Source organism: Allobosea sp. 05T433, from assembly GCF_056396065.1.
Genome location: NZ_JBFTKS010000005.1, coordinates 82,281 through 101,675 on the forward strand (window position 1 = coordinate 82,281; position 19,395 = coordinate 101,675).

Sequence of the window (19,395 nt, forward strand, 5' to 3'; positions counted from 1 at the left end):
CGGACACGTAGCGCAAGCCGCGCTGATCCGGGACGATGCGAAGCCTTCAGGCCGCCTCGCCCCCGAGCCGCTTCAGCGCTTTGTCACGGCCGATGAGCGGCAGCAGGGCAGCCAATTCCGGCCCATGCTCGAGGCCGGTCAGAGCCTGGCGAAGCGGCATGAACAGCGCCTTGCCCTTGGTGCCGGTCGCCGCGCCGACGGCCTGTGTCCAGCTCTTCCAGGTTGTCGCATCGAAGGGCTCGGCCGGGAGCAGTGCGGCTGCGCTCGCCGCAAAGCCGGCATCGGTGATCACGGGCGTGATCGGGCCACGAACGACCTGCCACCAGGCCTGCACCTCGGCAAGCTTTGCGAGATTGCCGCGCACCGCCAGCCAGAAGGGCTCGCCGGCCGCGATCCCAAGCTCCTGCAACCGGTGCGACACCGCGTCGAACGGCAGCTGATGCAGCGTGCGCGCACTCAGGGCTTCAAGCTCATGCTCATCGAACTTGGCCGGTGCGCGCGAGACATGGGCGAGGTCGACGAGATCCGCGAGCTCGTCCAGGCTCGCGACCGGCCTGACCGCGTCGGAGGAGCCGACCAGGACGGCCAATGCCGCGACGGCGAGCGCCTCCACCCCGGACTCGCGCAGGCCGCGCAGCGAAAGATGGCCGAGCCGCTTCGACAGCCCCTCCCCGCTCGCCGTGGTCAGCAGGTTGTGGTGGCCGAATGCCGGAAGGGCGGCGCCCAGCGCCTCGAAGATCTGGATCTGGACCGCCGTGTTGGTGACATGGTCCTCGCCGCGAATGACATGGGTGACGCCGGTCTCAATATCGTCGACGACCGAAGGCAGCGTGTAGAGATAACTGCCATCCTCACGCACCAGCACCGGGTCGGAGAGCGAGGCGCAGTCGACATGCGATGCGCCGCGCACGAGATCGTCCCAGGCGACCTCGCGGGCCTCGAGCAGGAAGCGCCAATGCGGCTTGCGTCCTTCCGCCTCAAGCGCCGCCCGCTGCTCGGCCGTGAGCTTCAGCGCAGCGCGATCGTAGATCGGCGGCAAGCCGCGAGCGAGCTGGCGCTTGCGGCGGCGATCCAGTTCATCGGCGGTCTCGAAGCAGGGGTAGAGTCGCCCGGCGGTGCGCAGCCGGTCGGCCGCCGCATCATAGATCGGGAGCCGCTCCGACTGGCGAATGACGAGATCGGGCTCGATGCCGAGCCAGCCGAGATCCCCGGCAATCGCATCCGCGAATTCGGGCTTCGAGCGCGCAAGATCGGTATCGTCGTAGCGCAGCAGGAAACGCCCGCCATTGCGGCGGGCATAGAGCCAGTTGAACAGCGCCGGACGGGCATTGCCGATATGGAGATAGCCGGTCGGCGACGGCGCGAAGCGAACGAGTGGCGTTGTCATGACGAGGCTTATGACGCCTTTGCGCGAGGCCGACAATCGGCTCAGAAATCGAAGCTCTCGCCCCCGGCCTTGCCGACGCCCTTGACCAGCGCAGCGTCCGGCCGATGCGCGGGTTCGCCGGGATCGCGGAAGCGATTGACGATCGGGTAGCGCCGGTCGCGGCCGAAATTCTTGCGCGTCACCTTCACGCCGGGCGCGGCCTGTCGGCGCTTGTACTCGGCGAGATAGAGCAGGCGTTCGACCTTCTTGACCGTCTCGAGATCGTGGCCACGGGCGACGATGTCGGCGAGACGCATCTCATGCTCGATCAGGCAGGCGAGGATATCGTCCAGCACGTCATAGGGCGGCAGCGAATCCTGGTCCTTCTGGTTCTCGCGCAGCTCGGCCGTCGGCGGCTTGACGATGATATTGTGCGGAATGACCTCGCCGTCCGGCCCGAGCGCACCGGCGGGCTTCCAGCGGTTGCGCAGCGCCGACATGCGAAAGACCTCGGTCTTGTAGAGATCCTTGATCGGGTTGTAGCCGCCATTCATGTCGCCATAGAGCGTGGCATAGCCGCATGACATCTCGGATTTGTTGCCGGTGGTCACCACCATCGGCCCGAACTTGTTCGAGATCGACATCAGCAGCGTGCCGCGCACGCGGCTCTGCAGGTTCTCCTCGGTGACGCCGCGATTGGTTCCGCCGAAAAGGCCGGCGAGCGCCGCTTCGAAGCCCTCGACCGGCTCGGCAATCGGCACGATCTCGTAGCGGACGCCGAGCGCATCGGCGCAGCGCTTCGCATCGTCCAGGCTCTCCTGCGAGGTGAAGCGATAGGGCATCATCACGCAGCGGACCTTGTCGGCGCCGAGCGCATCGACCGCCATCGCCGCGCAGATCGCGGAATCGATGCCGCCGGAGAGGCCAAGCACCACGCCGGGAAAGCGGTTCTTCTCGACATAGTCGCGCAGGCCCAGCACGCAAGCCGCGTAATCAGCCTCGTCGCTGCTCTCGATGGGCGTGATCTCGCCCGGCAGGCAGCGCCAGGACCCGTTCTCGCGCACCCAATCGGTCAGGCGCAGCACTTCGCGAAACGCCGGGAGCTGGTGAGCAAAGGTCTTGTCGGCATTCAACACGAAGGAGGCGCCCTCGAAGACGAGTTCGTCCTGGCCGCCGAGCTGGTTCAGATAGACCATCGGCAGCCCGGCCTCGACGACGCGAGCAACCGCGACATTCAGGCGTTCCTCGGTGACGCCGCGCCGATAGGGCGAGCCATTGGGAACAAGCAGGATCTCGCCGCCGGTCTCGGCGATGCACTCGACGACCTCCTCGCCCCAGATATCCTCGCAGACCGGCAGGCCAAGGCGGATATGGTTGCGGAAGACGACAGGACCGGGCAGCGGGCCGGGTTCAAAGACGCGTTTCTCGTCGAATACACCGTAATTCGGCAGGTCGACCTTGAAGCGCACCGACTGGATCATCCCGGCGTCGAGCAGCGCGTAGGCGTTGTAGAGCTTGCCGTCCTCGAGCCAGGGCAACCCGACCAGCACGGCTGGACCGCCATCGGCAGTCTCGCGCGCCAGATCCTCGCAGGCCCTGCGGCAGGCATCCTGGAAGGCGGGCTTCAGCACCAGATCTTCCGGCGGATAGGCCGACAGGAAGAGCTCCGGGAACATCACCAGATCGGCGCCGGCGGCCGCTGCGTCGCGCCGCGCAACGCGCACCATGTCGGCATTGCCGGCGACATCGCCGACGATCGGATTGAGCTGGGCCAGAGCCAGGCGGAACGAGGTCGCTGTCATGCTTCGGCTTTACCGCGCGGCGGCGGGGCCAGCAACGGGCGCGCGCCCTGCCCCGACCTGCATTTGCGCGTGATCAGCCCTTCGATCAACGCAAGGTCGAACGGAAATCGGCGGAATAGCGCAGCTCGCGCAGCGGACGCACGCGGCGCGTCGTTTCGTCATAGATCGGATGGGCCTTGTAGGCCGCCAGCGCCGCCTCATCGGCAAATTCGCCGTAGACGACGACATCGATGTCATTGCCCAGCGGATCGACCTTGGCATTGGCCACGACCTCGAAGGCGAGCGAATGTGGGATATCGCCGAGCCGGGACAGAGACAGGCGGATCATCTCGACATCCTCGCGCCGCTGCGCCGTGAAGAATACGATGTGGCGGATCATGCGCCCTCCCTCGCAGGCAGCCGGGAATCGCGCCGCCCTTTCGGGCCGATGTCTTCCCGACGGTGCGCAAAACGCAACCTGCGTTAACGCCGCATCGGCATCGATCCAGCCAAGCGCTTAATCTTGCTTGCCTCCGCTTCCCTCGGTCGCCGGAACAGCCGCGTACGAACGCGGAATCGCGCGGCACGCTGAAAACTCCCTCTCGCCCTGTTCACCCCTCCGCGAGGTGGCGCCATGAGCAGGCGCGCGCCTCAACTGACCGCCAAACGGATTGCCGTGCTCAAAATCCTGACTCGGCATCGCGGCGCGGAATATCCGGTGACCTGTGCCGAGATCGGCGCCAAGAGCGTCCCGCACGGCACCCCCAGCGGCTTCCGTGAATGGGCCTGCTCGGGTTCACTGTCTCACCTCAAAGAAACGCCCCGCCGGAGCGAGGCTGAAAATGCCACAGGTCGAAGACGTGGCCAGCCAGCTGTTCAGTAGCCATTCAAGTCGGGCAGCGCGATCATTCGCCATCCGACAGCCGACCCGGCGACTGCCTGGAACCGATCATCCGGGTTGATGACGGACGTTGCCATGAACCTCTCGCACTATCTGCTGCCGGTTGCCGCGCTCGCGATGATGACGGGATACGGGTTTGCGCAAACACCCGTACAGATGGGTCCGGATACAAAGCCGGCCATGACCTCCCCGGCACCCGCGGCGCCTGCCAAGGAGGCTACGGCGACCTCCTCCGACAGGACCGCCAAGTCAAAGGCGTGCTCTGTCCAAGCCGATCAGAAGGGGCTTCACGGGAAGGCCAGGAAGAAGTTTCGCGACGAGTGCAAGAAGGCCTAGGCTCGATGAGATCGGGCGCCATCGTGGATGGTAGGTGGCGCCCTGGGGCCAATTTGTCAGCCGGCCGTCAGTTTGGCTTTCCTTCAGCGCCGCACTTACGGAGTGAGTAGACGCCCCGGTGGGCGTCGGAGACAGGTGGAACGGCATCACATAGCTCTCGTCCCGGTMGTCACAGACGATGGCATGAGTGACTTGCCGCCCTGTTCGGCATGTCGATTGGAATGGTCGAGCGCTACACCAAGCACATCGACCAAGAGGCTTCGGCGCGCAAGCCGCGGTCTGGAACGGAATGCGGAGAGAACAAGGACTGCAAACTTTCTATAGCCGATCTGAAAACTCCGGCGCGAAACGCCAAACAAACAGGGCCCGACAGAGATGAGCACGTTAACGCCGCATTAGGGTTACCAATGCATCAATACCGCCCAGAGCAGTGCGACAAAGGCCGGGTTGCGGCCCCTGCTCGGGGAGACCACGATGCGTATCCGCTCCATTGCGCCGGCCCTGGGTCTTGCAGCGCTCGGACTGTCCATCGCCGCCGTGCCGGCGGCTTCGGCCGACTATCCGGTGCTGCGTGGCTCCCAGATCGAAGATGTGCCACCGCCGCCCTCGGATTACTTCTCGGGTGGGTTCAATTGGACGGGCTTCTATGTCGGCGGCCTCGTAGGGGGGACCCAGACCAGGTTTGAAACCGATCGCGGGTTGTTCGAGCTCGCGCGTTTTGCCTACAACGCGACAACAATCGGCAACCAGTTCAATCCGGACGCGCTGGTGATCAGCCGTCCGACCCGCGACAGCGGCCCCTCCTATGGTGGGTATATCGGCTACAACCTGGCCTTTGGCGACGCGATGATCGGCATCGAAGCCGACTACTCCCGTCTCGACCAACGCGTCGCAGCATCGACATTCGAGGCGCGCCGCATCGGCGGCGACTATGTCGCGATTGCCACGAACCAGGACATCAAGCTCGAAGATTACGCATCCCTGCGTGCCCGGTTCGGCTACGCCTTCGGCCGGTTCATGCCCTATCTCACCGTCGGTGCTGCCGCAGGTCGCTTCACTACCAATATCGCGCTCGCCGCCGATTGGGGCCAGGTAGGCCCGACCGGAGGGAGGGTCGGCAGCTATATTGGGTGGCCTCGCAGCTTTGGCGGCCCGAAGAACGATGTCTGGGGGTTTGGCGCCGTCGCCGGCGGCGGCATCGAAGCCGCCCTCGCGGAGAACATCGTGCTCAGAGCAGAGTATCTCTATACCCGCTTCGACAATGTCGAGGGCGTCACCGCCAGCCTGAATACGGCGCGGGTCGGTGCTGCGGTCAAGTTCTGAGCCTTACACGGGACGCAAGGAAAAAGCCGCGGCTCACGCCGCGGCTTTCTTGTTTCTGTCAGGGTGACGCCTGCTTATTCCGCCGCCTCGGCCTCGGGCCGTGCCCGGCCCGAGCGCTCGCGCTTGACCAGCTCTGCCACCAGGAACGCCATCTCCAGCGCCTGCTCCGCATTGAGGCGCGGGTCGCAGAAGGTGTGGTAGCGGTCGTTCAGGTCGGCGTCGGTCATGCCGCGTGCCCCACCCGTGCATTCCGTGACGTTCTTGCCGGTCATTTCCAGATGCAGGCCGCCGGCATAGGTGCCTTCGGCCTGGTGCACGGCGAAGAAGTTCTTCACCTCGCTCAGGATCAGGTCGAAGGGCCGCGTCTTGTAGCCGCTCGCAGCCTTCACCGTATTGCCGTGCATCGGATCACAGGACCAGACGACATTGCGCCCTTCCCGCTTGGTGGCGCGTACCAGGGCCGGCAGATGGTCGAAGACCTTGTCGGCGCCGAAGCGTGCGATCAGCGTCAGGCGTCCGGCCTGGTTCTGCGGATCGAGCGTGTCGATCAGCCTCATCAGGTTGTCCGGGGTCAGGGACGGGCCGCATTTCAGGCCGATCGGATTGCGGATGCCACGGAAGAACTCGACATGGGCATGGTCGAGCTGGCGGGTGCGGTCACCGATCCAGACCATATGGCCGGAGGTGTCGTACCAGTCGCCGGAGGTGGAATCGACGCGGGTCATCGCCTGCTCGTAGCCGAGCAGCAACGCCTCGTGGCTGGTGTAGAAATCCGTGCTCCGCATCTCGGGATGCGTCTCAGGATCGATGCCGATGGCGCGCATGAAATCGAGCGCCTCGGTGATGCGCCCCGCCACCTCCTGGTAGCGGCCCGATTGCGGACTGTCCTTGACGAAGCCGAGCATCCAGCGATGCGCATTGTCGAGATTGGCATAACCGCCGGTCGCGAAGGCGCGGATCAGGTTCAGCGTCGCCGCCGACTGGCGATAGGCCTCGAGCTGACGGCGCGGATCCGGAATCCGGGATTCCGCCGTGAACTCGTTGTCGTTGATGATATCGCCCTTGTAGCTCGGCAGCTCGACGCCACCGATCGTCTCGGTCGGGGTCGAGCGCGGCTTGGCGAACTGGCCAGCGACGCGGCCGACCTTCACCACCGGCGAGCCGCCGGCAAAGGTCAGGACGACCGCCATCTGCAGGAACAGGCGGAAGAAGTCGCGGATATTATCGGCCGAATGCTCGGCGAAGCTCTCGGCGCAGTCGCCGCCCTGGAGGAGGAAGGCCTCACCGGCGGCAACCTTGCTCAACGCCCGTTTGAGCTTGCGCGCCTCGCCTGCAAAAACGAGCGGCGGAAAGCCGGCGAGCTGCTGCTCAACCGCCTTCAAGGCTGCCTGGTCCGGATATTCCGGCATCTGCTGGACGGGCTTTGCCCTCCAGCTCTCGGGCGTCCACCGCTCGGACATCTCACTTGCTCCTGGTGATAACATCTCACGCCCACCCCTCCCCACGGAAAGGCAGCGTGATCCCGGCGCTATACACCCGCACCGCAGCAAAGACCATAAAGCCGTTGACGGTTACGTATGCGCGAGCTGGGCGTCGCAGGGCGGAGCTGTTCCGGCGACCAGGACCGGGCCGCGTGAACGAGAGCGCCCAAGAGCACGGCAAGGGCATGCCGCTTCGTTCGCCTCTGCGTGTCGGCCGAGGAGTTCATCCCGTCGGCGATGCAAGCCGCCGGCTGCCGGGCATCGTTGTATTCGCCTCGACAGCTCCCTAACGTCACCTGCCAATCACAAGAACATCGGCAGGGAGAAACAAGGCATGGTCATTCGCGCGTTCGCGGTTGCTGCTTTCATGGTTGCCGCAGCATGGGCTGCACGGGCCGAGGAGCCCCTCGCGCTTCGCGGCATGGGCTCGTTCCATGTCGGCGGCAAGTTGGTCGAGATCTCGGGCCGTCCCGTGAAGGAGGTCACCTTCACCCCTGGCGGGGTACCGGCCAAGGTCGACCCCAACGGCACCTACCAGACCGGCCAGATGTATGTGCAGTATTTCCTGCCGCAGAACGAGCGCGGTGCAGCGCCGCTGCTGTTCTGGCATGGCGGTGGCATGACCGGCGTGAACTGGGAGAGCACGCCGGATGGACGGCAAGGCTGGCTCGAATACTTCCTGCGCAAGGGCTGGGCCGTCTATAATTCCGATGCCGTCGAGCGCGGCCGCGCCGGCTGGGCCATGTATCCCGACGTCATCCCCGGCGAGCCGGTCTTCCTGACCACCGCGAACCCGTTAGAGCGCTTCCGTATCGGCGCTGGCGCCAATGCCTATGATAAAGACCCGGCCAAGCGGACATTCCTGGCCGGCAGCCAGTTCCCGCCCGATGGCTACGACAATTTCGTCAAGCAGATCGTGCCGCGCTGGACGTCGACGGACCAGATGATCATCGACGCCTATCTGGCCGAAGTCGACAAGGTCTGCCCCTGTGTGATCGTGTTCCACAGCCAGGCCGGCCAGTTCGGCTTCAAGGTTGCCCAGGCCCGGCCCGACAAGATCAAGGCCCTGATCGCGGTGGAACCGGCAGGCCTCGGAGACCCCGCCAAGGCCGATGTTTTGAAGAACATCCCCGTCCTGATGATCTACGGCGATTACATCGAACAGGATGCGCGCTGGCCGACGATCCGCAAGAACGGCACCGAGTTCGGCGACAAGATCAGGGCGGCGGGCGGCTCAGTCGATGTCGTCAACCTCCCCAGCATCGGCATCAAGGGCAATTCCCATATGCTGATGATGGACAAGAACAATCTCGAGGTGGCGCAGGTCGTCCAGGATTGGCTCGTCCGGAAGGGGCTGACCAAGTGATGCAAGGCGGCGCCCCAAGGGGCGCCGCCTTGCTGCTCAGTGGCGCGCCGTCCGCATCGTCACGAGTTCCTCGGCCGCGCTCGGATGCAGCGCGATGGTGCGGTCGAAATCGGCCTTGGTCGCTCCCATGGTGACGGCAATCGCCACCGCCTGGATGATCTCGCCCGCGTCATGGCCGATGATGTGGACACCCAGCATCCGGTCCGTTTTCGCGTCGACCACGAGCTTCATGTAGATGCGCTCGTGACGGCCCGAGATCGTCGCCTTCATCGGCCGGAAACCGGCCTCGAAGACGCGCAGTTCGTAACCAGCGGCGATCGCCTGCTGCTCGGTCAGGCCGACCGTTCCGATCTCCGGCGTGGTGAATACTGCCGAGGCCACCACGTGATGGTCCATCGCCCAGGGCTTTCCGCCAAAGGTCGAGTCGGCGAAGGCGTGGCCCTCGCGAATGGCGACGGGCGTGAGATTGATGCGATTGGTGACATCGCCGACCGCGTGGATCGACGGCACGGTCGAGGCCGAATTCGCATCGACCATGACCTGACCGATGGGCCCGAGCTTGACGCCGGCGGTCTCCAGGCCGAGCCCCACCGTATTGGGACGACGGCCGGTCGCCACGAGAACCACGTCCGCATCGATCGGCTCGCCCGTGGCGCAATGGGCACGGCGCGTACCATCGGCCAATTGTTCGATGCGATCGATGGTGCAGCCCAGCCGCAACGTGATGCCCGCATGGACCAGCGCATCGCGGAGGCGCACGCGCAGATCGTCCTCGAAGCCGCGCAGGACATTGTCGCCGCGGTGCAGCACCGTCACCTCGACGCCGAGGCGGCGGAACACGCTGGCAAATTCGAGCGCGATATAACCGCCGCCCACCACCAGCATGCGCCGCGGCAGGCTCGGAAGATGAAAGATCTCGTTCGAGCTGATGCCGAGTTCGCCGCCAGGGATCGGCGGATCGAAGGCGGGGTAGCCTCCGGTCGCGACCAGGATGTGCCGGGCCCGGACGGTCTCGCCGGATTTCAGCAGGCGCACCGTGTTCGGCCCTTCGACCACAGCGCGCTCTTCGCGGATCGCGACCTTGGCGCCTTCAAGCCCCTTGCGGTAAAGGCCGGAGAGCCGGGTCACTTCGTTGGCAACGGCATCCCGCAAGGTCGGCCAGTCGAAGCTCGGCTTGTCGAGCGTCCAGCCGAAGCCGGCAGCATCCTCAAACTCGTCTGCAAAGCGGCTGGCATAGACGAAGAGCTTCTTCGGGACACAGCCGCGAATGACGCAGGTGCCGCCGATGCGGTCTTCCTCGGCGATCATGACGCGCGCCCCGTGCCCGGCCGAGATCCGCGCCGCGCGCGTACCGCCGGAACCAGCGCCAATCACGAAAAGGTCGACATCGAAATCAGCCATGCTCTGCTCCTCGGCCGACATCTCGGCCCGACTCGAACCAAAGGGCGGCGGCAGCCAGGGCCGCGATCCACCAGCCCTGCCAGGCGCCATGTCCCACCGATGCCATGACGAAGGCTGCCGCAAAAAGTGCAAGCCGCGGGGCGCGTTCGCGCGCGGACAAGGCGCCAAGCCTCCGGAAGAACAACAGCCCAGCAACCAGCAGCAATGCGGCGCCGACGATGCCGGTTTCCGTCCAGAGCTGAATCGGCGCGCTATGCGGGTGTCCAACCGGCAGGAGCAAGCGACGTGGCGGCGAGACCTGTTCTGCGACCGGGTGCGTCTGGAGGGCCGAGGAGGAGCCGAAGCCAGAGCCGATGAACGGGCGGGCCGCGATCGCCTCCCCGAAGCTGAGCCAGATGTCGACGCGGTCACGTGAATGGGATTCGGCCGTCTGCTCATAGAGCGCGGGCGGCAGAAGCCGATCGACCAATTGTCCGATCACCGGCGCCAGCACCAGCGTCGCCGCAAAGCCAAGTGCCGTCGCAGCCAGTGTCAGGCGTGGAAGCAGGCGGGCCAGCAGCCAGGCAAGGACGAGAATGCCCAATCCAAGTTTCGCAGTGCCGCTATCGGAATAGAGAATGATGCCCGCAACCGCTGCGGCTACGCCCCCCGCCAGCAGACGATCGGCGACGCGTTTCGATCCGCCGCTCCAGAGCAAGTGCACAGCCGGAGCCAGGAGCACGAGGCAGGCGATGACCGGCCGGTTGAATATAAAGCTCATCTGTTTGCCGCCCAGGCCCAGCGTAATGCGCTGAGCGAGGCCATTCTGCAGCTCCAGGAAGATCAGGCCCGAGGCCAGTATCAGGCAAATGGCCAGGGCCCGCATCAGTGCCTGCTTCGGCCTGAACCAGGCACTCGCCGCGATCACCAGGGCAAAACCAAGAGGCAGCAGCAACTCCGCCCAGGCTGCAAAGCCGGATGCCGGCCGATGCGTCCACAGCAGCGAGACCAGGGCCCAGGCAAGGAAGGCCGTCAGTGCGAGGCCGATCGGGCTTCGCAAGCCTGCAAGGATGCGCCGCAACAGGGGGCCGACATCGCGGCCCGCAGCGGCAACGGCAGCGGCAGCGAATGCCGCTGCCKCCAGCCCGAGCATCAGCGGCGCGGACCGATTTGCCGCCCACATGACGAGCGGCAACGCGACCATGAGGATGCCGCCCAGCGCTGCGAGTCGAAGGGCCTGGCGCGACGGGGAAGGGTCGGTGATCACAGCGCGATCGACATCCCGCGAGTTGAAGTTCAAGCTCATGGTCATGCGATTACGCGATCGCACCAAGCCCGCCTAGCGTGAATTCCGCCGGCTCGCGTGCGTTGATGCGCAAAAGACCTTGACTTGAGATTATGCAATCAGGCGCAATTGACCGGCGGAGCGTCAAAGTGTCACTCGCGGAGCGCTGACACCAAAACAGTGCGGGAATCCGCAAGCGGAGGAACAACATGCTCAAATCCATTCTGTCGCGCGGAGCCGTGACGGCTCTGGCGCTCGCTGGCCTGACGACTGCCGCATTTGCGCAGCTCGAGCTCAAGATCATGGCTCCGGCCGCGCCGGGTGGTGGCTGGGACGGAACCGCCCGCTCGATGCAGCAGGCGCTGACCGCGTCCGGCATCGCCAAGAGCGTGCAGGTCAACAACGTCAACGGCGCGGGCGGCACCATCGGCCTTGCGCAGTTCGTGAACGGCGCCAAGGGCGACGGCTCGCAGCTGATGGTCAACGGCTTCGTCATGGTCGGCGCCATCCTCCTGAACAAGTCGCCGGTCAATCTCAGCCAGGTGACGCCGATCGCACGCCTGACCGCCGAGGCTCAGGTCATCGTCGTTCCCGCGGATTCGCCGATCAAGACCGCCAAGGACCTCGCTGACCGCGTCAAGGCCGACCCGGCCAAGGTGACCTGGGCTGGCGGCTCGGCCGGCGGCGTCGACCACATCATGGCTGCCCTCTTCGCCGGCGCTGTCGGCGGCGATGCCACCAAGATCAACTACATCCCCTTCTCCGGCGGTGGCGAGGCCCTGGCCGCGCTGCTCGGCGGGCGCGTCACGGCCGGCATCTCGGGCTATGGCGAGTTCGAGGGTCAGATCAAGGCTGGCAAGCTGCGCGTCGTCGGCGTGAGCTCCGGCGCCCGCCTCCCCAACGCCCCCGATGCCCCGACCCTGAAGGAGGGCGGCGTCAATCTCGAGGTGCTGAACTGGCGTTCGGTCGTCGCCCCTCCCGGCATCACCGCCGAGCAGCGCAAGGTGCTGGCCGATGCCATGGAGAAGATGGCCAAGTCGAAGGAATGGGCCGAGATCCTCAAGGCTCGCGGCTGGGATGACGCCTATCTCGGCGGCGCCGAGTTCGAAGCCTTCCTGAAGGCCGAAGATGCCCGCGTCGGCAAGGTCCTCCGCGACGTCGGCCTTGTGAAGTAACGCCACAGGCGACTGACGAACATAGGCATGGGCGGGCGGTGCCATCACCGCCCGCCCATTCTCTCCTGCCAGTTATCTCTGGCAGTCGCCGCTTTGCCATCAGCTGGGCGCACCGGTTCTGGTCCGCATCAAACCAGGTAAGGAACGACATGGCCTCCACCTCCTCGGCCAAGGGCGCCGACATCCCCGCCCTCGTCGTCGCAGCTCTGCTGCTGATCGCGGCGGCTCTCGTCGCCTATGACGCGAAATCGCAGACGATCGTCTCGACTTATGGCGTCGGCCCGACGGCGATGCCCTACGTGGTCAGCGCCGTCCTTGGCGTGCTGGGCCTGTGCCATCTCGTCGTCGCGTTCCGGGAGGGCCTGCCCAAGCCCGAGGCGGTCGACAGCACCGCGGTGCTCTGGCTGACGGGCGGATTGATCGGCCTGATCGCCTGCATCGGGCTCGGCGGCGGCTTCATCATTGCGACGGCCATCGTCTTCTCCGCGACCGCGCGCTCCTTCGGCCGTCAGGCACTGGCCGTCGATTTCGGCATCGGCCTCGTGCTCGGGCTTGCCATCTTCCTGATGTTCTCCAAGCTGCTGCAGCTGACGCTGCCGTCCGGTCCGCTTGAAAAGCTGTTCTGAGGAGCCGGGACAATGGACACATTCAACGCACTGATGCACGGCTTCGCCGTCGCGATCGAGCCGTCGAAACTGCTCTTCGCGCTGGTCGGCGTCTTCCTCGGCACTGCAGTCGGCGTCCTGCCGGGCATCGGCCCGGCGCTGACGGTGGCACTGCTCCTGCCGGTGACCTTCAAGCTCGATCCCGCCGGCTCGCTGATCATGTTCGCCGGCATCTATTACGGCGGCATGTATGGCGGTTCGACCACTGCGATCCTGATTAACGCGCCAGGAGAGAGTGCCTCTCTCGCAACCGCGCTCGAAGGTTCCAAGATGGCCAAGGCCGGCCGCGGCGGCCCGGCACTGGCAACCTCCGCGATCGGCTCCTTCGTCGCCGGCACCATCGCGACGCTGGGCCTCGCCTTCCTCGCGCCGTGGCTGGTGGAGGTCGCGGTCAAGTTCGGGCCGTGGGACTATTTCGCGCTGATGATCCTCGCCTTCGTCACGGTATCGGCGACCTTCGGCGATTCACCTCTGCGCGGGATCACCAGCCTCGCCATCGGCGTCACGCTCGGCCTGATCGGCATCGACCGCCTGACCGGACAGGCGCGCCTGACCTTCGGCGTGCCGGAACTGCTCGACGGCGTCGAGGTGACGACGCTGGCCGTCGGCCTGTTTGCGGTCGGCGAGGCGCTCTATGTCGCTTCCAAGCGCTTCCGGGACCCGGAGGAGATCGTCCCGATCAAGGGCTCGCTCTGGATGACCAAGGAGGACTGGAAGCGCTCGTGGGCGCCATGGCTGCGCGGGACCGCCTTCGGCTTCCCGATCGGCGCGCTGCCCGCTGGCGGCGCAGAGGTGCCGACCTTCCTGTCCTATTCGACCGAGAAGAAGCTCTGCAAATATCCCGGCGAGTTCGGCAAGGGCGCGATTGAAGGCGTCGCCGGCCCGGAAGCCGCCAACAATGCCTCGGCGGCGGGCACGCTGGTGCCGCTGCTGACGCTCGGCCTGCCGACCTCGGCGACGGCCGCGATCATGCTGGCTGGCTTCCAGCAATACGGGCTCAACCCTGGCCCGCTGCTCTTCGCCGAACGCCCCGATCTCGTCTGGGGCCTGATCGCCTCGCTCTTCATCGCCAACACGATGCTGGTGATCATCAACCTGCCGCTGATCGGGCTCTGGGTCAGGCTTCTGGCGATCCCCCAGCCCTGGCTCTATGCCGGCATCCTGGTCTTCGCGGCGATGGGCACGCTCGCGGTCAAGGCCTCGGTGGTCGAACTCTCGATGCTCTTCGTCTTCGGCTTCCTCGGCTTTCTGATGCGCCGCTACGACTATCCGGTCGCTCCGATGGTGGTCGGGCTCATCCTCGGCCCGATGGCGGAGGCGCAGTTGCGCCGCGCGCTCCAGATCAGCCTCGGCGACCCGATGATCCTGCTCGAGAACCCTGGCTCCGCGATCCTGCTCGGCCTGGCCTTCATCGGGCTCGTCGCGCCCTTCGTGATGAGCGGGCTGAACAGGTTCAAGGCTTCCGAAGACTAAGATATCGGCCCGGAAGCGGATTGCAGTTTTCGGGCCGATGCAATCACTGAAGCTCAGACATCGGACCGGATGCGACTATCCAGCCCGATGGTCTGAGCGACCCGCCCTGGTCATATGTCCCGCCGGGGCGCCTCAGTTGCTGCCCGTGCAAGGGATGATCAAGCCGGATGCGGGCCGCGCGGTGAACCGCCCCCCGTCTCGAAAACCAAGAAGGCCGCCGGTTCATCACCGKCGGCCTTCTCTTTGGACGGCTTGTGTCGGCTGCTCAGAGCTGGTGGCCGCGCTTGCGCATTTCCTGGCTGAACCGATCGAACAGGAAGTTGCTGGTCTGCAGGGTCCATGGCTGCAGCACGACGAAGATCTCGTCGATCGCCTGCGGACGGAAGGCGTTGTAGCGCTGCCCGACCGGCGACTTGAAGAAGGCGGCGACCTCCTTGAGGTCGGACTCGGTCATCTTCTTCGCGAAGATCTCGCCTGCCGCGGTGATCATCTCCGCGATCTTCTGATCGGATTCCGGCTTCAGCGTATCGATCACCTCATTCAGATCCTTCTGGATCTCGGGACGGGTGGTGCCGACGATCTGGCGGACGCGATCGCGGAACTCGCCGTAAATCGACTCGAAGGACTGTGCGATGCCCGAGGAGATCACGACATCGCGGCCAGCCTGGAGCTGCGAAGCCGTCACCGTGGAGGCCGGAGCCGGGGTCGCAGCCGGAGCCTGGGCCTGCGCAGGCACGGCGAATACAAGCGCCAGACCGACGGCCACGCCGGCGAGGTGGTGACGGAACATTGCGTTGGGCCCCTTCATTATCAGGCTGACTCACACAGCCCGGGCATGACCCTCGCCCGCCCTTCGGCAAGCGAGCCGGTCCACCCGGCGGTTTCGGTATCGCCGCGATCGGCGTGGTGACGTATCCGTCCGGTTCCGGGCGGCGTGGTGCGCGTCTCCTTAGCGCGGATTGCGCCGGAATGGAATCATTCGATCGTGCCGAGAATCTTCAGGCCCGAGCTGCTGGCGAGGATGGCGCAGGAGGCAATGCCGAGGAAGAGCCCGTGCTCGACCACGCCCGGAACGGCGTTCAAGGCGGCGGCGAGCGCCTCGGGCTGTTCGATGCGCCCGAGATGCGCATCAAGGATGAAATGGCCGCCATCGGTGACCAGCGTCGAGCCATCCGGGCGCAGCCGCAGCTTGATCTCGCCTGCCGCCCCCGATGCCGCGATCGCGGAGGCCACGGCGCGACGCGTCGCCTCAAGCCCGAAAGGCACGACCTCGATCGGCAGCGGGAAACGCCCGAGGGTCTCGACCAGCTTGGTGTCATCGGCGATGACGACCATGCGCTTCGAGGCCACCGCGACGATCTTCTCGCGCAGATGGGCTGCTCCGCCACCCTTGATCAGGCGAAGCTGCGGATCGACCTCGTCTGCGCCATCGACCGTCAGGTCGAGCTCCGGCGTCTGATCGAGCGTCGACATCGGGATGGCCAGCGCCATGGCCTGGGCCTGCGTCGCTTCGGACGTCGCGACGCAGAGCACATCCAGCCCCGCCGCAACGCGAGCGCCGAGCAGGTCGACGAAATGCTTCGCCGTCGAGCCCGTGCCGAGGCCGAGCCTCATGCCTGGGCGAACCAGTTCGAGCGCGCGCGCTGCCGCCTGCTTCTTGAGGTCGTCGGGGCTCATCAGCTTGTCCTGACCTGTCACGCGCCCAGCCCGCCGAGGAGCATGTACTTGATCTCGACGAACTCATCCATGCCGTGGAGGGAGCCCTCGCGGCCGAGGCCGGATTCCTTGACCCCGCCGAAGGGCGCAACCTCGGTGCCGAGGATGGCGGAGTTGATGCCGACCATGCCGTATTCGAGCTCCTCGGCGACGCGGAAGGCGCGACCGAGATCCCGGGTGTAGAAATAGGCGGCGAGCCCGAAGGGCGTGTCATTGGCCATGGCCACGACCTCGTCCTCGCTGGTGAAGCGATAGACCGGAGCGAGCGGGCCAAAGGTTTCCTCGCGCGTCACCAGCATCTTCGTGGTGACGCCGGCAAGCACGGTCGGCTCGAAGAAGGTGCGACCGAGCGCATGGCGCTTGCCGCCGACCACGACCTTCGCCCCATTGGCGACGGCATCGGCGACATGACGCTCGACCTTCTCGACCGCGCGCTCATTGATCAGCGGCCCCTGCACGACACCGATTTCGGCACCGTTGCCGACCTTCATCTTTGCGACTTCGCCGGCGAATTTCGCGACGAAATCGTCATGGATGCCGTCCTGCACGAAGAGCCGGTTGGTGCAGACGCAGGTCTGACCCATGTTGCGGTACTTGGCGATGATCGCGCCCTGCACGGCAGCGTCGAGATCGGCATCGTCAAAGACGATGAAGGGCGCATTGCCGCCGAGCTCGAGGCCAACCTTCTTCACCGTCGAGGCGGCCTGCTGCATCAGGAGCTTGCCGACCGGCGTCGAGCCGGTGAAGCCGATGAAGCGCACGGCCGGGTGCGAGGTCATCACGCCGCCGATGGCCTGCGCATCGCCGGTGACGAGATTGATGACGCCCTTGGGGAAACCGGCCCGCTCGGCCAGTTCGACCAGAGCCAGTGCCGTCAGCGGCGTATCCGGGGCCGGCTTGACCACGAAGGTACAGCCGGCGGCGAGACCGGGAGCGCATTTGCGGGTGATCATCGCGGCCGGAAAATTCCAGGGCGTGATCGCAGCGCAGACGCCGACCGGCTGCTTCTGGACGATGATGCGCGAATTCGGGAAGGGCGAGGGAATCGTCTCGCCATAGATGCGCTTGGCCTCTTCGGCGTAGAACTCGACGAAGGAGGCGGCATAGGCGACCTCGCCGCGCGCTTCGCTCAGCGGCTTGCCCTGCTCGGCGGTCATGATCTGCGCCAGGTCCTCCTGGTTCGCCATGATCAGGTCGAACCATTTGCGCAGGATCACCGAGCGCTCCTTGGCGCTCTTCTTCGCCCAGGGCTTGAAGGCCCGCGAGGCGGCTTCGACCGCAGCGGTGGTCTCATCGGCGCCGAAGCGCGGCACCTTGGCCAGCAGCTCGCCGGTTGCGGGATTGTCGACCGCATCGACGCCCGCGCCGATCCAGGCGCCATCGACATAGCACTGCGATTTCAGGAGCGACGGATCATTCAGCTTCAGCATGGCGGGCCTCGACGCGATTGCGGACATGCCCGGGCCTCTAGCACGAGCGATCGCGTCGCGCCGATTCAAAATGCCGCATGCTGCAGGTGCTCGAAGCGCAGGACGGGGCTATTTCGTCTGCGGTGTACAGACCACCTTGTCGTCGAAGACGTAGCAGATGCTCATCTCGCCGGTGCGAACATTGACGCGGAAGATGCCGCCTTCACGCTCGTGGCGCGACGGCATCAGCAGGTAGTCGCTCGGCGCCTGCGGGCCGGCCCCCTCCCCCGCCGGGAAGCAGACAGTGACGCCGACGCCGCCTTCCTTGAGCTGGAACTGGCAGGCGCCGACCTCGCCGGTGGCGCGATCGACCCTGTAGACACGGTTGAGATCCGTCTGCGGCGCAGGCGCAAACTCGAAGGGCGCGGCCTGAGCGGAGACATGCGGCACGATGCAGGTGCCGAGCGCCAGCAGCGCCCCGAGCACCGACCGGCGGAAGCCGGCGTTTTCAAGATATTCAGACACCACTGCCATCCTTCACGCGAATCAAGGCAAAGATAGCATTGTTGCTGCMTGCCAAGATGACGATCCGGCGCGGCTCGCTTGCCAAACCGGACCAGACCGCCTGTAGAGGCCCAAAGCACCTGCGCACCGGAACCCCGCCCATGAGCTTGCTCCCCATCGTCGTCTTCGATCTCGACGGCACCCTCGCCGAGACCGCGCCCGATATCATGCGCACGCTCAACGTCATTCTCGAGCAGGAAAAGCTCTCGCCCCTGCCGCTGGAACGCGCGCGTGAACTCGTCGGCGCCGGCGCCCGCGCCCTGATCGAACGTGGTTTTCGCGTCTCCGGACGGCCGCTCGACGAAGAGACGCTGGAGCGGCTGTTTCAGGACTTCCTGCGAATCTACGCCGAGGACGTCGCCTCGAACAGCTATCTCTACGAGGGCGTCGTTGCTGCCATGCAGGCCTTGGCGGAGGACGGTTATGCGCTCGCCGTCTGCACCAACAAGCCGATCCTGCACACGCGCCTGATCCTCGAGCATTTCGGCATCAGCGGGCATTTTGCGGCTGTGGCCGGGCGCGACAGCTTCGCCTTCCACAAGCCCGACCCCCGCCACCTGACGCTGACGATCGAAGCCGCCGGCGGTGACCCCAGGCGCGCGGTGATGATCGGCGATTCACGCACGGATATCACCACCGCGCGTGCCGCCGGTATCCCCTCGATCTGCGTTCCCTTCGGCTATACCGATGTCCCGATCGAGGAGCTGGAGCCCGATCTCGTGATCCAGCATTTCGACGAGTTGCACGGCGCCGTGCGGCAGATACTGGAGCCGGCGCCCGCGCTTTGCGCATCGGCGAAATAGCGATCGGCGGGGCTTTGATCGGCTCCGCTGCTGACCGATCAGGTCGGGTGACGCGGCCCGTCGTTGAGGCAAGCCGCGCGATATCTGCGTCACAACTGGATAGCCATGCTGATGCACGCAAAGCGCGCTCTGCACAGATCTCGATAGCGATATGAAGAGGAAAAATGGTGGGCGGCACAGGGATCGAACCTGTGACCCCTCCCGTGTGAAGGGAGTGCTCTACCGCTGAGCTAGCCGCCCGGACCGGCGCTTCTCCTAGTCGCGGACACATGCGCCGTCAAGGCGCAGTTCCGCCAAGCCCGCACGCAGCCGGGGAAATCTCCGCATGGATCCAGCTGCAGTGCTGTAGGAGGCCCTCCCCGCCCCCATCA

17 protein-coding genes and 1 tRNA gene are annotated in these 19,395 nt (G+C 65.7%); 7 read left to right on the forward strand and 11 right to left on the reverse strand.

Annotated features, from left to right (window positions below; translation table 11 throughout):
• Nucleotides 1–46: 46 nt before the first annotated feature.
• From gltX to AC1DGP_RS08510, 3 genes are all read right to left on the reverse strand, one after another.
• A complete protein-coding gene (gene gltX, locus AC1DGP_RS08500; protein ID WP_476831989.1) occupies nt 47–1,387 on the reverse strand; it encodes a glutamate--tRNA ligase in 1,341 nt (446 codons plus the stop codon).
• A gap of 41 nt (nt 1,388–1,428) precedes the next feature.
• Complete coding sequence (locus AC1DGP_RS08505; protein ID WP_476831990.1) at nt 1,429–3,168, reverse strand: NAD+ synthase; 1,740 nt, start codon at nt 3,166–3,168, stop codon at nt 1,429–1,431.
• 85 nt (nt 3,169–3,253) lie between these two features.
• Nucleotides 3,254–3,547, reverse strand: a complete 294-nt coding sequence (locus AC1DGP_RS08510) for a Dabb family protein (RefSeq protein ID WP_476831991.1) — start codon at nt 3,545–3,547, stop codon at nt 3,254–3,256.
• A 576-nt stretch (nt 3,548–4,123) separates the two neighbouring features.
• Here AC1DGP_RS08510 and AC1DGP_RS08515 point away from each other — a divergent pair.
• Both AC1DGP_RS08515 and AC1DGP_RS08520 read left to right on the forward strand, forming a co-directional pair.
• A complete protein-coding gene (locus AC1DGP_RS08515) occupies nt 4,124–4,384 on the forward strand; it encodes a PsiF family protein (protein ID WP_476831992.1) in 261 nt (86 codons plus the stop codon).
• Nucleotides 4,385–4,858: 474 nt separating this feature from the next.
• On the forward strand, nt 4,859–5,707 hold the full coding sequence (locus AC1DGP_RS08520) for an outer membrane protein (RefSeq protein ID WP_476831993.1): 849 nt from the start codon (nt 4,859–4,861) through the stop codon (nt 5,705–5,707).
• A gap of 74 nt (nt 5,708–5,781) precedes the next feature.
• Here AC1DGP_RS08520 and AC1DGP_RS08525 read toward each other — a convergent pair whose 3' ends face one another.
• Nucleotides 5,782–7,167, reverse strand: coding sequence for a class II 3-deoxy-7-phosphoheptulonate synthase (locus AC1DGP_RS08525; RefSeq protein ID WP_113512887.1), 1,386 nt, complete (start codon nt 7,165–7,167; stop codon nt 5,782–5,784).
• Nucleotides 7,168–7,522: 355 nt separating this feature from the next.
• Here AC1DGP_RS08525 and AC1DGP_RS08530 point away from each other — a divergent pair, with 355 nt between their 5' ends.
• Nucleotides 7,523–8,554 carry an alpha/beta hydrolase gene (locus AC1DGP_RS08530; RefSeq protein ID WP_476831994.1) on the forward strand — a complete coding sequence of 344 codons (1,032 nt, stop codon included), beginning with the start codon at nt 7,523–7,525 and terminating at the stop codon, nt 8,552–8,554.
• A gap of 36 nt (nt 8,555–8,590) precedes the next feature.
• Here the strand turns inward: AC1DGP_RS08530 and gor are convergent, their stop codons facing one another.
• Complete coding sequence (gene gor, locus AC1DGP_RS08535; protein WP_476831995.1) at nt 8,591–9,955, reverse strand: glutathione-disulfide reductase; 1,365 nt, start codon at nt 9,953–9,955, stop codon at nt 8,591–8,593.
• Nucleotides 9,948–11,246, reverse strand: coding sequence for an O-antigen ligase family protein (locus tag AC1DGP_RS08540; RefSeq protein WP_476831996.1), 1,299 nt, complete (start codon nt 11,244–11,246; stop codon nt 9,948–9,950). The genes gor and AC1DGP_RS08540 overlap by 8 nt, the downstream gene beginning before the upstream one ends.
• A 182-nt stretch (nt 11,247–11,428) precedes the next feature.
• Here AC1DGP_RS08540 and AC1DGP_RS08545 point away from each other — a divergent pair, with 182 nt between their 5' ends.
• The 3 genes from AC1DGP_RS08545 to AC1DGP_RS08555 all read left to right on the forward strand — a co-directional run bounded on the left by AC1DGP_RS08545 (nt 11,429) and on the right by AC1DGP_RS08555 (nt 14,532).
• The gene (locus tag AC1DGP_RS08545; protein ID WP_113512881.1) at nt 11,429–12,394 is read left to right on the forward strand and encodes a Bug family tripartite tricarboxylate transporter substrate binding protein; all 966 of its coding nucleotides are present in this window, start codon (nt 11,429–11,431) and stop codon (nt 12,392–12,394) included.
• A gap of 149 nt (nt 12,395–12,543) precedes the next feature.
• The gene (locus AC1DGP_RS08550; RefSeq protein WP_113512879.1) at nt 12,544–13,020 is read left to right on the forward strand and encodes a tripartite tricarboxylate transporter TctB family protein; all 477 of its coding nucleotides are present in this window, start codon (nt 12,544–12,546) and stop codon (nt 13,018–13,020) included.
• Between the two features lie 12 nt (nt 13,021–13,032).
• A complete protein-coding gene (locus tag AC1DGP_RS08555; RefSeq protein WP_441506561.1) occupies nt 13,033–14,532 on the forward strand; it encodes a tripartite tricarboxylate transporter permease in 1,500 nt (499 codons plus the stop codon).
• A 265-nt stretch (nt 14,533–14,797) separates the two neighbouring features.
• Here the strand turns inward: AC1DGP_RS08555 and AC1DGP_RS08560 are convergent, their stop codons facing one another.
• From AC1DGP_RS08560 to AC1DGP_RS08575, 4 genes are all read right to left on the reverse strand, one after another.
• Nucleotides 14,798–15,322 carry a DUF2059 domain-containing protein gene (locus tag AC1DGP_RS08560; RefSeq protein ID WP_441489223.1) on the reverse strand — a complete coding sequence of 175 codons (525 nt, stop codon included), beginning with the start codon at nt 15,320–15,322 and terminating at the stop codon, nt 14,798–14,800.
• A 185-nt stretch (nt 15,323–15,507) separates the two neighbouring features.
• Complete coding sequence (gene rpiA / locus AC1DGP_RS08565) at nt 15,508–16,209, reverse strand: ribose-5-phosphate isomerase RpiA (RefSeq protein WP_441489222.1); 702 nt, start codon at nt 16,207–16,209, stop codon at nt 15,508–15,510.
• 17 nt (nt 16,210–16,226) lie between these two features.
• Nucleotides 16,227–17,678, reverse strand: a complete 1,452-nt coding sequence (locus AC1DGP_RS08570) for an NAD-dependent succinate-semialdehyde dehydrogenase (protein ID WP_441506563.1) — start codon at nt 17,676–17,678, stop codon at nt 16,227–16,229.
• Nucleotides 17,679–17,786: 108 nt separating this feature from the next.
• Complete coding sequence (locus AC1DGP_RS08575) at nt 17,787–18,191, reverse strand: hypothetical protein (protein WP_441489220.1); 405 nt, start codon at nt 18,189–18,191, stop codon at nt 17,787–17,789.
• Between the two features lie 131 nt (nt 18,192–18,322).
• Between AC1DGP_RS08575 and gph the strand changes: the two genes are divergently transcribed.
• A complete protein-coding gene (gene gph, locus AC1DGP_RS08580) occupies nt 18,323–19,024 on the forward strand; it encodes a phosphoglycolate phosphatase (RefSeq protein ID WP_441506565.1) in 702 nt (233 codons plus the stop codon).
• Nucleotides 19,025–19,189: 165 nt separating this feature from the next.
• On the opposite strand, the gene AC1DGP_RS08585 is transcribed toward gph, so the two are convergent.
• Nucleotides 19,190–19,264 (reverse strand) — tRNA-Val (locus AC1DGP_RS08585).
• Between the last annotated feature and the right edge of the window lie 131 nt (nt 19,265–19,395).